At 32.1% G+C, this 17,688-nt stretch carries 10 protein-coding genes; 7 read left to right on the top strand and 3 right to left on the bottom strand.

The window, feature by feature from the left end; translation table 11 throughout:
• Positions 1-59: 59 nt before the first annotated feature.
• From addB to SBL15_RS01520, 4 genes are all read left to right on the top strand, one after another.
• Positions 60-3,548: a helicase-exonuclease AddAB subunit AddB gene (gene addB / locus SBL15_RS01535; RefSeq protein ID WP_317954984.1), complete on the top strand. Its 3,489-nt coding sequence runs from the start codon at positions 60-62 to the stop codon at positions 3,546-3,548.
• Positions 3,541-7,218 carry a helicase-exonuclease AddAB subunit AddA gene (gene addA / locus SBL15_RS01530; protein WP_317954982.1) on the top strand — a complete coding sequence of 1,226 codons (3,678 nt, stop codon included), beginning with the start codon at positions 3,541-3,543 and terminating at the stop codon, positions 7,216-7,218. Before addB ends, addA begins: the two co-directional genes overlap by 8 nt.
• Before the next feature lie 125 nt (positions 7,219-7,343).
• On the top strand, positions 7,344-8,249 hold the full coding sequence (locus SBL15_RS01525; protein WP_107612353.1) for a fumarylacetoacetate hydrolase family protein: 906 nt from the start codon (positions 7,344-7,346) through the stop codon (positions 8,247-8,249).
• A 422-nt stretch (positions 8,250-8,671) separates the two neighbouring features.
• Positions 8,672-9,073, top strand: coding sequence for a YisL family protein (locus tag SBL15_RS01520; RefSeq protein WP_037538693.1), 402 nt, complete (start codon positions 8,672-8,674; stop codon positions 9,071-9,073).
• A 74-nt stretch (positions 9,074-9,147) separates the two neighbouring features.
• On the opposite strand, the gene SBL15_RS01515 is transcribed toward SBL15_RS01520, so the two are convergent.
• A complete protein-coding gene (locus SBL15_RS01515; protein ID WP_107612351.1) occupies positions 9,148-10,470 on the bottom strand; it encodes a CoA-disulfide reductase in 1,323 nt (440 codons plus the stop codon).
• Between the two features lie 79 nt (positions 10,471-10,549).
• On the bottom strand, positions 10,550-11,374 hold the full coding sequence (locus tag SBL15_RS01510; protein WP_107612349.1) for a Cof-type HAD-IIB family hydrolase: 825 nt from the start codon (positions 11,372-11,374) through the stop codon (positions 10,550-10,552).
• A gap of 200 nt (positions 11,375-11,574) precedes the next feature.
• Between SBL15_RS01510 and SBL15_RS01505 the strand changes: the two genes are divergently transcribed.
• From SBL15_RS01505 to clpB, 3 genes are all read left to right on the top strand, one after another.
• Positions 11,575-11,883, top strand: coding sequence for a metal-sulfur cluster assembly factor (locus SBL15_RS01505; protein ID WP_317954978.1), 309 nt, complete (start codon positions 11,575-11,577; stop codon positions 11,881-11,883).
• 446 nt (positions 11,884-12,329) lie between these two features.
• The gene (locus tag SBL15_RS01500) at positions 12,330-14,156 is read left to right on the top strand and encodes an acyltransferase family protein (protein WP_037538687.1); all 1,827 of its coding nucleotides are present in this window, start codon (positions 12,330-12,332) and stop codon (positions 14,154-14,156) included.
• Between the two features lie 334 nt (positions 14,157-14,490).
• The gene (gene clpB, locus SBL15_RS01495) at positions 14,491-17,100 is read left to right on the top strand and encodes an ATP-dependent chaperone ClpB (protein ID WP_037538684.1); all 2,610 of its coding nucleotides are present in this window, start codon (positions 14,491-14,493) and stop codon (positions 17,098-17,100) included.
• Between the two features lie 299 nt (positions 17,101-17,399).
• Here clpB and SBL15_RS01490 read toward each other — a convergent pair whose 3' ends face one another.
• A complete protein-coding gene (locus tag SBL15_RS01490) occupies positions 17,400-17,594 on the bottom strand; it encodes a YjzD family protein (RefSeq protein ID WP_011276241.1) in 195 nt (64 codons plus the stop codon).
• Positions 17,595-17,688: the final 94 nt, after the last annotated feature.

Genomic DNA, 17,688 nt, shown 5'->3' with positions numbered 1-17,688 from the left:
AAAACATTTTTAAGAACGTATGTTCTGTGTTAAAATAAGTTCAAAGGAGTGTGGGAATAATGGAGTTGAACGCATACATTGGCAGAGCAGGAACAGGCAAATCTCATCATATGATTGATAATATTAAGCAACAAATGAAAGAGGATCCTCTAGGTGATCCAATTGTTTTAATAGCACCAACACAGAGTACTTTTCAATTAGAACAAGAATTTGTTAATGATAAAGAATTGAATGGAAGTCTAAGAACTGAAGTGCTTCACTTTGAACGCTTAAGTTATAGAGTTTTTCAAGAGGTTGGGGGATTAACTGAAGAACGACTAACACAAGCGGCTACAGAAATGATGATTTATGATTTAGTTCAACAACATCAATCGGAATTAAAACTATATCAATCACAAGTAAATTATTATGGTTTTAGTGAGAAGTTAATTGAACAAATTCAAGATTTTAAAAAATATTCTGTTACGCCAGAACATTTACATACATTTTTGCAAGATAATGACTTGAAGACGAGAACTAGACATAAATTAGAAGATATATCGCTTATTTATCAGTATTTTGAGGAACGCATAAATGGCGAATTTATTACTTCAGAGGATAGTTTAAATCATTTTATTGATATTTTAAGTCAATCAGAATGGATTAAAAGAGCAGAGGTATACATAGATGGATTCCACAACTTCTCTACATTGGAGTATCAAATTATTAAAGCACTCGTTCAAAGCGCCAAAAAAGTTACTGTTCTTTTAACAACTGATGGTAATGAAGATCCATTTAGTTTATTCAGAAAACCTTCAGAGGTATTAACGCATCTAAAGGAAATTGCCAATGATTTAAACATAGAATTACAACAACAATTCTTTAAACAACAATATCGTTTTAACAATAAAGATTTAATACAACTGGAACAACAATTTGACGCATTGCAAATTAATCCTATCGCTTACGATGGCAATATTAATATTTTAGAATCCTCAAGTATACGTGAAGAAGTTAATGAAGTAGCTCGCCAAATTATTAAAGATACACGTGATAAGCAATATAGATATCAAGACATTGCTATCTTGTATCGTGATGAAGCTTATGCATATTTATTTGACTCTGTTCTTCCACAGTATGATATTCCATTTAATATCGACACTAAAAGATCAATGACACATCATCCAATCATGGAAATGGTACGCTCACTTTTGGAAGTTATTCAAACAAACTGGAATATTAGTCCTATGATGCGTTTAATTAAAACCAATATTCTAACTAATCACTTTAAGGATAGTGCATATTTAATTGATTTATTAGAGAACTTTGTCGTTGAACGTGGTGTTTATGGCAAACGTTGGCTTGATGAAAAACTGTTTAGTATTGATAACTTTACGAAAATGGGACGTAAAGAACATAAATTAACTACTGAAGAACGAGAAGATTTCGAGCAAGTAGTTCATTTAAAAAATGATATTATTGATAAAATATTAACTTTTGAAAAAGCAATGAACGAAGCAGAAAATGTGAGAGGTTTTGCGACAGCTTTCTATGAGACAATGGAGGCATTTGATTTACCTAAATATTTAATGACTCACCGTGACCAATTGGACGTCGATGGTCGTCATGAAGAAGCTGAAGAAATAGATCAAATTTGGAATGGACTTATTCAAATTTTAGATGATTTAGTCACTGTATTTGATAATGAAGAAATGACTCTTAAACGCTTTTTAGAGGTATTTGATATTGGTTTAGAACAATTAGAATTTGTAATGATTCCTCAAACCCTCGATCAAGTGAGTATAGGGACAATGGACTTAGCGAAAGTAGACAATAAAAAGCATATTTATATGGTTGGAATGAACGATGGTGCTATGCCGCAACCGGTTTCTTCTTCTAGTCTAATAACAGATGAAGAAAAGAAAGTGTTTGAACAACAAGCACAAGTTGAATTAAGTCCTACATCAGATATCTTACAAATGGATGAAGCGTTTGTTTGTTATATTGCAATGACACGAGGCAGTGAACAAGTTACATTTTCATATAGTTTAATGGGTGCACAAGGTGAGGATAAAGAAAAAAGTCCATTTATAGACCAAATACAAGGGTTGTTCAATGGGTTAGAAGTAACGAATATTCATTATCAACATAATGCACAACCTTTATCGTTAATGGAGCATCCACATCAAACTAAAGTCGTCTTATTCGAATCTTTAAAAGCTTGGCTAGAGGCAGAGATGGTCGCTGATGTATGGGTTGATGCTTATCAAGTCATGCGTGATAATGACAAATTGAATAACGGTTTAGAGTACCTATTAACTGCGTTGACATATGACAACGAAACAGTGAAATTAGATGAACCATTGGCTGCATCTTTATATGGTTCAACTATTAACGCAAGTGTATCTAGATTTGAAGGGTATAATGATTGTCCGTTTAAACATTATGCGAATCATGGTTTAAGGTTAAATGAGCGAACGAAATATAAGCTTGAAAATTTTGATTTAGGAAATATTTTCCATACAGTATTGAAGTATATTTCGGATAAGGTAGATGGAGACTTTAAAAATCTTGATAATAAGAAGATACATGCTTTAACTGTTGAGGCTTTAGAAAATGTTTTACCTCAAGTCCAATTTAATCTCATGGATTCAAATGCATACTATCGATATGTGTCAAAACGAATTGGTGTCATTGTCGAAAGTACTTTGAAAGCATTACGCTATCAAAATAAAAATACAAAGTTCAAACCACAACGTTTCGAAGCAGGGTTTAGAAAGACACCGAACAACAGTGAAGAACTTATTGCGCAACCATTAATTACAAAACAGGGCATTCCAGTTAATATACGAGGACAAATTGATCGTATAGATGCTTACACTAAAGATGATAAGAGCTACATTAATATTATTGATTATAAGTCATCTAATCCCAGTGCGAAATTAGATTTAAAAAAGGTTTATTATGGTAAACAAATGCAAATGATGACTTATATGGATATTGCTTTGCAAAATGCCCAACGTCTGGGATTATCTAATGAAATTAAACCAGGTGGCCTATTGTATTTCCATGTACATGATGAACGTCTCAGTTTTAAAGACTGGGGAGAATTGGAAGATGATGCTTTAACACAGGACAAACTTGAACAAGCATTTTTAAAAGAATATAAATTACGTGGCTTAGTTAATAGCGATATGGATGTAGTAGACGCATTGGATATTCGTTTAGAAGAAATTGGTAAATCCGACATTGTTCCAGTTAGCCTGAAGAAAGACGGAAGTATTGGAAGTAGGGGGAGCAGTGTTGCTGATGAAACAACAATTCATAAATTTATCAAACATAATAAAGACAACTTTATAAAGACTGCTACAAATATTATGGAAGGTCATACCGAAGTTGCACCACTTAAATTCGATGACCAATTACCATGCCAATTTTGTAATTTTCAATCAGTGTGCCATGTGGATACTATTATTGATAGTAAACATTATCGCCATGTAGATGAAACTATAGATCCTATCAAAGCAATACAAGATGTCGAGTTAGAAAGCGGTGATCATATTGAATAACATCCCCATCAAACCTAAAGATGCTCAATGGACAGATGCACAGTGGAAGAGTATATACGCTAATGGTCAAGATGTATTAGTAGCTGCAGCAGCAGGGTCTGGTAAAACTGCAGTATTAGTAGAAAGAATTATTCAAAAAATTATTAGAGATGAAATAGATGTTGATAAGTTACTCGTTGTTACTTTTACTAATTTAAGTGCGAGAGAAATGAAGCATCGTGTTGATCAGCGCATTCAACAAGCGTCAATAGAAGATCCTAGAAATGAACATTTAAAGAATCAACGCATTAAAATTCACCAAGCACAAATTTCGACATTACATAGCTTCTGTTTAAAGATTATTCAACAGCATTATGATGTCATTGATTTGGATCCTAATTTCCGCACAATTAGTGATGTTGAGAATGTGCTGTTACTTGAACAGTCTATTGATGAAGTTTTAGAAAAACATTATGATACACCGGATATTGAATTTCTTACTTTAGTAGAACAATTATCAAGTGATCGTAATGATGATAATTTTAGAGATTTGTTAAAACGTTTCTATAATTTCAGTATAGCCAATCCTTCACCGTTCCAGTGGTTGGATTCATTAGTTGAAATTTACACGGACGATAATAAACATAAATTATATTTAGACGAATTAGAAAGATTATCGAAAATTTATATCAAAGCTGCATATCATACTTTGTTAGAAGCGGAAAATAACTTTCTAAATTGTATAGAAGCGGAAAAGCATTTAGATGTTATCAAACTAGAAAAATATAAATGTGAAAAAATGATTGAGGGTAATGTAATAAATTTTGAAGAAATCATCAATTATACCTCTGAAAAATTGCCTACAATTACAAAAAAATTAAAAGATACGAATGAAGATGAAGGTATAAGTTCTCAGTTTTTAACAAACGCTAAAGATTTTTATGATGATTATAAAAAACTATTATCGGAAGTAAAAAATAAGTATCTAATGCGTTCTTATGAAGATTTAAAAGTAGATATGAAACGTTTGGCTCCTAGAATTCAATACCTTGTACAAATCGTTAAGGATATTATTAATGACTTTGCTGAAAAAAAACGTAGTCGAAATGTACTGGATTTTTCTGATTATGAACACTTCGCTTTACAAATATTAACTGACCAAGAGGGCAATGCTTCGCCTATCGCTAAAGAATATCGATCACAATTTGAAGAGATTTTAGTAGATGAATACCAAGATACGAACCAAGTACAAGAAGCAATCATATCTAAAATTAAACGTGGTGACGAATCTAATGGAAATTTATTCATGGTAGGTGACGTTAAACAATCTATCTATAAATTTAGACAGGCTGATCCAACGCTATTTATGGATAAATATCATCGTTTCACAAAAGATGGCGATCAATCAGGGTTACGTATCGATTTATCTAAGAATTTCCGTTCACGTAAAGAAGTACTCGCCACAACAAACTACTTATTTGACCATATGATGGATGAAGAAGTAGGTGAAATTGAGTACGATGCTGATGCGAGACTTTATTTTGGTGCTACTAAATATTCTGATAATTCTATGCCTCTTGAACTACATGCATTAATTCAGGATAAGAGTAGCGATAATGATTTAGAAAAGTCAGAACAAGAAGCTCGCTATATTGCTGAGCAAGTTAAATATATTATTGAGCATAAACAAGTTTATGATATGAAATCAGAATCTTATAGACAAGCTACTTTCAAAGATATCGTCATACTTGAAAGAGGGTTGAAAAATGCGCGCAATTTACAACAAGTATTTAAAGACTATAATATTCCCTTCCATGTAAATAGTAAGGAAGGTTACTTTGAACAAACTGAAGTACGTCTCGTCTTATCATTTTTAAGAACCGTTGATAATCCTTTACAAGATATATATTTAGTAGGATTAATGAGATCGGTTATATACCAATTTACGGAAGATGAATTAGCAAACATTCGAGTTCAAAGTATGAACGATGATTATTTCTATCAATCCATATTGCATTATATGAAAGATCAAGAAGCGAACCCTACGTTAGTTGAGAAATTAGAACATTTTATGGATGATATAAACATGTATCAAGAATATAGTCAATCTCATCCTGTGTATCAATTAATTGATAAGTTCTATAATGATCATTACGTGATTCAATATTTTAGTGGCCTTATTGGTGGTAAAGGTAGACGTGCAAATCTATATGGATTGTTTAATAAAGCAGTAGAATTTGAAAATTCAAGTTTTAGAGGGCTTTATCAATTTATAAGATTTATTGACGAACTAATAGAACGCAACAAAGACTTTGGTGAAGAGAATGTTATAGGACCTAATGATAATGTGGTACGTATGATGACAGTTCATAGTAGTAAAGGTCTAGAGTTCCCATATGTTATTTATTCGGGTCTTTCAAAGAATTTTAATAAAGGCGACTTACGTAAACCACTCATCTTAAATCAAAAATATGGTCTAGGTATTGATTATTTTGATTTAGACCAAAATGTAACCTATCCGTCACTATCGTCAGTTGTCATTAAATCAATTACTGAAAAAGAACTTATTTCTGAAGAAATGCGATTGATGTATGTAGCTTTAACGCGAGCGAAAGAGCAACTCATTCTTATTGGTACTATTGATAAGGAAGAAACATTAGAAAAACTTGAGCGATTGCCAATTTCAGGTAATCAAATTGCATTGCATAAGCGGTTATCAGCAGATCGACCTTTTGATTTAATATATAGTATTTTGGCTAAATACCAATCTACATCTTTATTACCAGAGTATCAGTTTGAGAAATCTATTGATAATCTAGATGAGAGTCTGCGTCCTACTGTAGATATTAAAATTGCACAATTTGAAGAACTTTCGATTGAGGACAGTGAATCAGAACAAGAAAGTCGCGATGTTTCAGATTTAGAAGTAGAAGGCTCGCATGATGAGACATTAAAGCAACAAATTAATGATCAATTATCATTTAAATATCCTTTTTTAAAAGATACGGAGAAACCATCTAAACAGTCTGTTTCAGAATTAAAGCGTCAATTAGAAATAGAAGAAAGTGGTACAAGTTACGAAAGGGTAAGACAATACCGTATAGGTGTATCAACTTATGAGAGACCTAAGTTTTTACGTGAAAATAAAAAACGTAAAGCAAATGAAATTGGTACTTTAATGCATACAGTCATGCAACATCTACCATTTAAAGAAACGCGTATGACTGAAACAGAATTGAATGACTATATTAATGAATTAATTGAAAAGCATATTATTGAAGAAGATGCAAAAAAAGATATTCAATTTGAAGCAGTTATGAATTTTATTAGAAGTGACTTGTATATGACTATTACACAAGCTGACAAAGTTTATAGAGAGTTACCATTTGTCGTAAATCAAGCGCGTGTAGACGAAATGCCTGAATTAGATGAAGATGTGTCAATAATTCAAGGTATGATTGATTTAATATTTTTAAAGGACGGTCAATATTACTTTGTAGATTATAAAACAGATGCATTTAATAAGCGTAGAGGTATGACAGATGAAGAGGTAGGTATACAACTTCGTGATAAGTACAAAATTCAAATGAAATATTATAAAAACACATTAGAAACAATTTTAAATTCTAAAGTATACGGTTACCTTTATTTCTTCCAATTTGGTCAAATGAGTATTGAAGAAGATGTTTAATAGGTTTTTAATCCAATAAATAAAATGTGTATTAAATTTCTAAAATTTCAGACATATATATTTGTGGTTTATCAAAGATTAAAGTTATAATATGTATTAAGATATAGATGAGGAGTTGATACTGAATGAAATTTTTATCATTCAATTATAAAGACGCTGAATCTTACGGCGTAAAAGTTAAGCGTGAAGACGCAGTTTGGGATCTTAAAAAGGTATTTGCGGAATTTGGAGAAGGTGACTTCCACCCTCAAACATTATTAGAGGGATTACAACAAAACCAAACATTAGATTTCCAAGAACAAGTGCGTAAAGCAGTTGTAGCGGCTGAAGATAGTGGTAAAGCAGATGAATTCAAAATCGCCTTTAATGACATTGAATTCTTACCACCAGTTACACCACCAAATAATGTTATTGCATTCGGTCGTAATTACCAAGATCACGCAAGTGAATTAAATCATGAAGTACAACGATTATACGTATTTACTAAAGCAGCATCATCATTAACTGGTGATGAATCAACAATTCCAAATCATAAAGATATCACTGATCAATTAGATTACGAAGGTGAATTAGGTATCGTAATCGGTAAATCTGGAGAAAAAATTCCGAAAGCATTAGCATTAGACTACATCTACGGATATACAATTATTAATGATATTACTGATCGTAAGGCGCAAAATGAACAAGATCAGGCATTTCTATCTAAAAGTTTGACAGGTGGTTGCCCAATGGGACCTTATATTGTAACTAAGGATGAGTTACCAACACCTGAAAATGTTAATATCGTAACTAAAGTTAATAATGATATTCGTCAAGATGGTAATACAAGTCAAATGATTAATAAAATTGATGATTTAATTGAAGAAATTTCTAAATATGTAGCATTACATCCAGGAGATATCATTGCTACTGGTACACCAGCTGGTGTAGGTGCAGGTTTACAACCACCTCAATTCTTACAACCTGGTGATGAAGTCAAAGTTACTATTGATAATATTGGTACATTAACTGCTTATATTGCTAAAGATTAATTAATAGTTCAAAACGCTATAAGGATTGTCTATCATAATTAGTTCATAATAAATGATTGAATTGAGACATTTTATATTATAATTATTTCTTAATTCTAATCAGTAAATGCAGGTGAGCCTGGGACATAAATCAATGTCCCAGGCTCTAATTGTATATTGCCAATAGTTGTCAGAAATAAAAACGCACTTTTTACAAGCGTTTTAATTCAGGGGCCCCAGCAAAGAGAATTTCACATGGAAATTCCACAAGCAAAGCAAGCTGGGGTTGGGGCCCCAGCAAAGAGAATTTCACATGGAAATTCTACAAAACCATTATTTTAGTTTCATATCCTTCTCTTATATCGTTTAACAATACGTTCAAGTGTTTATGTGATATGATAGGTAAGTAAAAAGGTAATAAATAGTATTGGGGGAATTCGGTCTTGTTACATATGCATATTGCAAGTTGGGCGTTGACAATTATTTTATATGTAATTGCATTTTTACATATTTCAAAATCACAAGGTCCTACACCTATGTTTAAACCTTTACAAATGGCATTAAGAGTCTTTATGTTACTCACTTTATTCTCAGGGTTCTGGTTGTTAATTCAAGAATTCATGGCTGCTAGCCATGGTGGTGGAGGCAACCATATGTTGTTAACATTGAAGATGCTTTGTGGTATAGCGGTAGTTGCACTAATGGAAGTATCTATCGCGAAACGCAAGAAACACGAAGCAAGTCATGGTTTATTCTGGGCAACAATTATTTTAATAATTATTACTATGGCGTTAGGTATTATCCTACCATGGGGTCCAATTAGTAGTCTTTTTGGAATTAGTTAAAAATTTAAATTATTGATGATATAGGGATAGCCCTTAAATGATTGAATTTGCAGTAATCATTTAAGGGCTATCTTTTATAAATCTCTAGCTTTGTAACCAATCATATTAACTAAATCTTTTGGATGACTGTATGGTGGTGCGTATGCCACTTCAAATTCAGTTAATTCATCAATGGTTAATTCGCTCATCATTGCCATTGATAATACGTCAATACGCTTATCAACACCTGTTTTACCTACTGCGGCAGCACGTAAAAGATGACGATTATTTGTGTCAAAGTAAACGCGTAAGTGGACATTAGTATTTCCAGGGTAATAACCTGCATGAGTGCCAGAATTTAATTCAACCATTTGATAATCAAAATGCGTTAATTCTTCGACTTTGATGCCGACGCTTGCTAATGTATAGTCGAAAAATTTAACGATATTGGTACCTAAAAAACCTTTGAAAATGATATTTTTATTACCAGCTAGTTGTTCTGCAATGACGCTTGCGCCACGATGTGCTCCCCAAGCTAATGGAACTTGTGCGGGTAGATTTACATGACGGTACGAAGAGGTAATCACATCACCCAAAGCATAAATATTTGGGATGTTTGTTTCAAACTTATCGTTAACTTTAACGAAGCCTTTATCATCTAATTCTACGTTAGATGACTCGATAAATTTCGAGTTTGGATGTGTGCCAACGCCTTCAATAATAATATCGAAGTCTTCTTGAATGCCTGATTTAAAAGTAACCAGATGATTTTTAACACTTACAATTTCCTCATTTAACCGATAAGGTATGTGTCTCGAATCTAACTCGTCAAAGATAACTTGATTCATATCTTGGTCCATCAACTTGTTAATTTTATCAGAGCGGTGAATTAGAGTAACATCTAATCCTCTAGCATATAAATTCTCCAAGACTTCTAATGAAATATAACCTGCTCCTACTACTAATGCTTTCTTAGCCTGATGTTGATCTATAAATCGATCGATGGCATCAGTATCCTCCATATTGCGTAAAGTGAATATGTAATCACTATCAAATCCTAAAGAATTAGCACCTGCACCAGGACTCAATATTAATTCGTCATAACTCGCTTTAAATTTTTCATTCGTTTGACGATTTACTACCGTCACTGTTTGATCTTTGTCATTAATAGCAATTACTTCATGATACGTTTTAACTGTAATATTTTTCTTTTCTTTAAACACGTCTGGCGTAATTGGTAAAACATCTTTACGTTCATTAACAATGTTACCTATAAAGTAGGGTAATCCACAATTTGCGAAACTCATGTCGCGGTCTTTTTCAAAAATAGTAATTTCACTGTCTTTATCTAAACGTCGTATTTGGCTAGCACAGGTCGCACCACCGGCGACAGCACCGACTACAATTATTTTACGCATCATACATTCCTCCAGAAAAATATATTAAAATAGTGAGACATTATAAAAGTATACATTTGTCTCACTTAAGAATTGTTGTTTAACCTTTATAAGGTATATTTAATTTAAAGAAATCATTTAAATAACGGCCGATACCATCATCATTATTTGAATAAGTAATATGGTTTGCAATATGTTTTAATTCATCTAGACCATTGTCCATTGCGATACCATATTTAGCATATTTAATCATTTCAATATCATTATCCTCGTCTCCGAAGGCTATAATATGTGAAGGTTCAATTCCTAAATAGTCTTTGACTTGATCAATCCCACGCGCTTTACTAATCCCGCGTTTAACGATTTCGATTACTGGGAAAGGCGCGCCCCAACGTCTGTGCTCAATATTCTCTGCATAGAAACGCGTCAACATTTGCTTGATTCTAGGTATGTAAATCTCTTCTGCTTCTACTAATAACGACGTTGGTGCTTCATATAATTCTTCTAATAAATTACCTGTTTCAATTTTAGGATTACCCATTGAAAAACCCTCAAATAATCTAGGGTCATGATTATTAATAAACACGTGATCGCGAACCTCAGCAATAATATTTGTAACTTTGGCTTTTTGAAGTGTTTCGATCATGTTTCTAGCGAGGTCCACATCTAGAACCTCGTGTGTCGTTTTAAAATCATCTGATTTAGGATGATGAACATAAGCCCCATTGAAGTTTACAATAGGTGTGTCCATGTTTAATTCATGATAATAAATTTGGCTTGCACGGTATGGTCTTCCGGTCGCAATCATAATGCGATGACCTTGCTTTTTTAATGTTGTAAGTACTTGCTTAGTATAATCGCTAATTTCTTTATTATCATTTAATAATGTCCCATCTAAGTCTAAACAAATTAAATAAGGTTTCATATATTTCTCCTTAAGCTACATATCTATAGAATAAAATACATTAACATTTCATATTAAATGTTTTTAAAATTGATACATAAATCAACTTTATAATGTTATTATAACGTCTTTAATCGCTTAGTTGTATCATAGCATTTTATTGGCGTTTTGTCGGATATTTGATATATTAGTGTAAAGATAAATAATGAGAGGTGATACTAATGGAAGAGGCATTAAAAGACAGTATCCTAGGTGCACTTGAAATGGTTATTGACCCTGAATTAGGTATTGATATCGTTAATTTAGGTTTAGTATATAAAGTGAATGTTGATGATGATGGTTTATGTACAGTTGAAATGACTTTAACATCAATGGGTTGCCCACTTGGGCCACAAATTATCGAACAAATTAAAACAGTATTAGCTGAGATTCCAGAAATACAAGACACAGAAGTTAATATTGTTTGGAATCCACCTTGGAACATAGATATGATGTCAAGATACGCTAAAATTGCATTAGGCGTTGGCTAATTAATCGCTTTTGAACAATAGTACACGATTAGGATGTACTATTGTTTTTTTATTTATAATAGAAACAATTTAAATGTTCATTTTCAATGCTTTTAGTGACAAAGTTAAGTTAATAAATGACATAATTGTAATATAAATTGAATTTGTTTAAGCGTTATACTACAATACATAAGAATTACAATATAAAATAATTTAAATTGTACTTGCATTTATGAAAAATAATAATAAATGCGTCAAATTTTATAAAATATTATTATAGTTCAAGCTCAGACATCTAAGTATAAAACTCGATTCAATCATATACATTAAAATATAAAAGAATATTAACTTAAATCATATTTTCTCATGTTGTTGATCATCGGCTTTCGTTTTATCCTGATTTTCAGTGCTTTAGTAATTAATGAATTTATTAAAATTTATTATTTAATAGGGAAAGAATGTGAACAATGAAACAAGATTTTGAAAAAGGGAAACAACGTAAGACTAAAATGCGTTACATGCCTGGTTTAGATGGACTAAGAGCAATTGCTGTCTTAGGTATTATCATATACCATTTAAACAGGAAATGGCTTACAGGTGGTTTCATAGGTGTAGATACCTTCTTCGTTATTTCTGGATATTTAATCACAAGTTTACTTTTAAAGGAATACGAGGAACGAGGTATTATTAGCCTTAAACAATTCTGGATTCGACGAGTTAAAAGGTTGCTTCCAGCAGTTGTTGCGCTATTAATCGTCGTTGGAATTGCTACATTAATATTTGAACCACAACAAATCGTTCGAGTTAAACATGATATTATCGCTGCATTATTCTATGTGTCGAATTGGTGGTATATTGCCAAAGATGTTAACTACTTCGAACAATTTTCATTTATGCCATTAAAACACTTGTGGTCACTTGCAATAGAAGAACAGTTCTATTTGTTCTTCCCATTTGTGTTAGTCATTTTACTCTTAACGATTAAAAAATATCGCAATGTTACTTTGATATTATGGATTATTTCTCTAGTGTCTTTATTAGCGATGGTCATTATTTCACAACCCAATGTTGGGTATTCAAGAGTTTATTTTGGGACAGATACTCGCTTGCAGACGTTATTATTGGGTGTGATATTAGCATTTGTATGGCCACCGTTTAAATTAAAAGTCAATCCACCAAAAGTATTGCAACGTTCTATTGATGGTATAGGCATCTTAGGTCTAATAATACTTATCTTCTTATTCTTTACAGTGAAAGATACTAGTGCATGGATTTATAATGGTGGATTTTATCTTATCTCAGGTATGACATTATTTATTATTGCTAGTGTCGTACACCCTTCTAGTATACTAGCAAAGGTCTTAGGTCATCGTATATTTGTTTATATAGGTAAACGCTCTTATAGTTTATATTTATGGCATTTTCCTGTCATAAGTTTTATACACATTCATTTTGTTGATGGGCAACTTCCTATTTATGTGTACTTTGTTGATATCATACTTACAGTTTTATTTGCTGAGTTATCATATCGTTATATTGAAACACCATTTAGACGAGAAGGTTTAAAGGCATTTTCATTCAATTATTTAAAACGACCTAAATTTATTAGAACAATAGTGTCAATTATTGCTATGATACCGATAGTATTGTTATTCTTAGGGGTCTTCGATCGTTTTGGAAAAGATGAAATTGAAAACAAAGCAAATTCATTCAACACGAGTGATCAAGATAAATATCTAGTAAGAATGATGCCTGGGGAAAATATAAAAATCGATGGCTCAAGTAGTAATAGTAAAAGTAAAAAACAAGTTTATACTAATATTAGTCCATTACTTATTGGAGACTCAGTGATGGTAGATATTGGGGAAGAATTTAAATCTCAAGTACCTAAAGCAACCATTGATGGTAAAGTTGGTCGTCATCTACAAGAAGCGTTGTCAATAGCAGGCAATTATTCAAATTATAATAAACCATCAGATAAAGTCGTTTTAGAACTAGGTACAAATGGTGATTTTACAGAGGAAGAATTAAATCAATTAATTAATAAGTTTGGTAAAGCACAAATTTACCTTGTTAATACACGTGTTCCTCGAGATTGGCAAGATAATGTTAATAAACAACTAGCTAATGCTGCTAAGAAGCATAAGAATGTAACTTTAGTGGATTGGTACCAACGTTCTGCAGGACATTCTGAATATTTTGCACCAGATGGTGTGCATCTTGAAAATAGTGGTGTAAAAGCTTTATCAGATGAAATAATCAAAGCTATAAAGAAAAATTCAAAAAACAAATAATTCATTCTAAACCAGTTTAGTGATTTTAAATCATTGAACTGGTTTATTTTATTTGATGTTTTAACGTATATTTGATGTTTTAACGTATATTTGATGTTTTAACGTATATTTGATGTTTATAACAGAAAAAGTGTGATAAAACAAGTAATGAAAGAGACTTACTAATTGCGTCAAACTAGCTTGACCAGGCAGTTTGAGAAATTTGTAAAAGTTGAGTGTATGTGTTGCGTAATCATGTAAGAGGGTCTATAATGTAATTAAGGTCAAAGAAAGTCAAAGTCAAAAAATGAGGTAATTGACCTTGCTCTTATCAAATATATAGGGGTGAACAAATTTGGATATTAATCAAATGACATATGCAATTCAAGGTGCATTACAAAAAGCCGTTGAATTGAGTAAAGAAAACGAATTACAAAATATTGAAATTGAAGCTATATTAAAAGGAACTTTAGAAGAAACTGATAGTTTATTTAAAAGCATATTAGAACGAGCAAATATAGATACAGATGAATTAAATCAAGCGTATACAAATAAATTGAAAAATTATCCTTCTGTACAAGGAGATAATATTCAATATGGACAGTATATAGGAGCTAAAGCAAATGAATTATTAAATAAAGCTGAATCATATATGAAAGAATATGAAGATGAATATATTTCAATGGAACACGTCCTTCGTGCTGCGATGGATATTGATGATACTACTAAACAATTTGTTGGAAATAAAGAAGAAGTTGTGAAAGAAATAATAACTAAAGTAAGAGGGGGAAATCATGTGACTTCACAAAATCCAGAAGTAAATTATGAAGCTTTAGAAAAATATGGTCGTGACTTAGTAGAAGAAGTACGTCAAGGTAAAATGGACCCTGTTATTGGCAGGGATGAAGAAATTCGTAACACAATTCGAATCTTAAGTCGTAAAACTAAAAACAATCCAGTATTAATCGGGGAACCTGGTGTAGGTAAAACTGCAATTGTTGAAGGTTTAGCGCAACGAATTGTACGAAAAGATGTGCCTGAATCATTACTCGATAAAACAATTTTTGAATTAGATTTAAGCGCATTGGTTGCTGGTGCAAAATTTAGAGGTGAATTTGAAGAGCGACTTAAAGCAGTACTTAAAGAAGTAAAAGAGTCAGATGGACGCATTATTTTATTCATTGATGAAATTCATATGCTAGTTGGTGCAGGTAAAACAGATGGTGCAATGGATGCTGGTAACATGTTGAAACCGATGTTAGCACGCGGCGAATTGCATTGTATTGGTGCAACTACTTTAAATGAATATAGAGAATATATTGAGAAAGATTCTGCATTAGAACGTCGTTTCCAAAAAGTAGGCGTAAGTGAACCAGATGTAGAAGATACAATTTCAATTTTACGTGGATTAAAAGAACGCTATGAAGTTTATCATGGAGTACGTATTCAAGACCGTGCTTTAGTTGCAGCAGCTGAATTATCAGATCGATATATTACTGATAGATTTTTACCTGACAAAGCAATCGATTTAGTTGACCAAGCATGTGCAACAATTCGAACAGAAATGGGTTCAAATCCAACTGAATTAGATCAAGTTAATCGTCGTGTTATGCAATTAGAAATTGAAGAAAGTGCTTTGAAAAATGAATCTGACAACGCAAGTAAACATCGTTTAGAAGAATTACAAGAAGAACTTTCAAATGAAAAAGAAAAACAAGCTTCCTTACAATCTCGTGTTGAACAAGAGAAAGAAAAAATTGCGAAAGTACAAGAAAAACGTGCTGAATTAGATCGCAGTCGTCAAGCTCTAGAAGATGCACAAACTGAGGGCAATCTAGAAAAAGCAGCAGAATTACAATATGGTACAATACCTCAATTAGAAAAAGAATTAAAAGAATTTGAAGAAGCTTATCAAGATGAACAAGGTGACAGCGAACGTATGATTCGTGAAGTTGTTTCTGATGAAGAAATTGGAGACATCGTAAGTCAATGGACTGGTATTCCAGTATCAAAATTAGTTGAAACTGAAAGAGAAAAATTATTGAACCTAAGTGATATCTTACACGAACGTGTTGTGGGTCAAGATAAAGCAGTAGACTTAGTATCTGATGCTGTAGTAAGAGCACGTGCAGGTATTAAAGATCCTAATAGACCGATTGGTAGTTTCTTATTCTTAGGACCAACTGGTGTAGGTAAAACTGAATTAGCAAAATCATTAGCTGCATCATTGTTTGATTCTGAGAAACACATGATTCGAATCGACATGAGTGAGTATATGGAGAAACATTCAGTTTCTAGATTGATTGGTGCTCCTCCAGGTTATGTAGGTCATGATGAAGGAGGACAATTAACAGAAGCGGTTAGACGTAATCCATATTCGGTCATTTTATTAGATGAAGTTGAAAAAGCACATAGTGATGTATTCAACGTTTTACTTCAAATATTAGATGAAGGTCGTTTAACTGATTCTAAAGGACGCAGTGTTGACTTTAAAAACACTATCATTATTATGACAAGTAACATCGGTTCACAAGTATTACTTGAGAATGTTAAAGATACTGGTGACATTACTGAAGACACTGAAAAAGCTGTAATGGATAGCTTACATGCATTCTTTAAACCAGAAATCTTAAACCGTATGGATGATATAGTATTATTTAAACCATTATCTATTAATGATATGAGTATGATTGTCGATAAAATCTTAACTCAATTAAATATACGTTTAATGGATCAACGTATTTCAATTGATGTGTCTGATGACGCGAAAAAATGGTTAGGAGAAGAAGCATACGAACCACAATTTGGTGCAAGACCATTGAAACGTTTTGTTCAACGTCAAATTGAAACACCATTAGCACGTATGATGATTAAAGAAAGCATGCCTGAAGGTACTGTGGTAAAAGTTGATATAAATGATGATCATGAATTAACATTTGATGTACAAAAGCCTGAAAATGAATAATGAATGTTTAGGTAAACCTAGGGAGTGTGATGAGCACTTTCTAGGTTTTTTTGTTTTTAAGTGCAGTTCAGTGTATTGTTGCATTCACTTGCTCTAGTTATAACTTAAACTAAAGATTAGTAAGAATAAGTAATTCCTCACTTTAAAGACTTTTTCAAAGACTTGAAGGTTGTAATGTATCGCTATAATATTAAGGGTTCATCTATATCTAGTTTAATATAGAAAAACACTTGAAATTTGAGTTTTAAATTCAAATTCCAAGCGTTTTTAACGTATTGTATTATTATGTAGTAATAAGACTATCTGTTACCTGAACGGGTAAAATCATCTGGTTTAATCATGGCAGCTAGAATAGCAATTACAATTGTAAAGATAACTGCTAGAACTATTGGCGTGATAAAGTTTAATGTTCCACCGCCATTTAAACTATTTAATACAAAGTTAACCATTTGTAATAAGATGACTGCCCAAATAAAAGTTACGAGGTATTTCATACCGATGACCTCCATTATTTATATACTTTCATTCTAAAGTAAAGTAATCTATTTGTATAGAGATAGCAGTTAACTGATAAAAAATTTGTAATCA

The sequence above is a fragment of the Staphylococcus sp. NWU MKU2 genome (assembly GCF_033283605.1).
In the GTDB taxonomy this organism is placed as follows: Bacteria; Bacillota; Bacilli; order Staphylococcales; family Staphylococcaceae; genus Staphylococcus; species Staphylococcus haemolyticus.
This window is presented reverse-complemented; position numbering and strand designations above follow the sequence as displayed.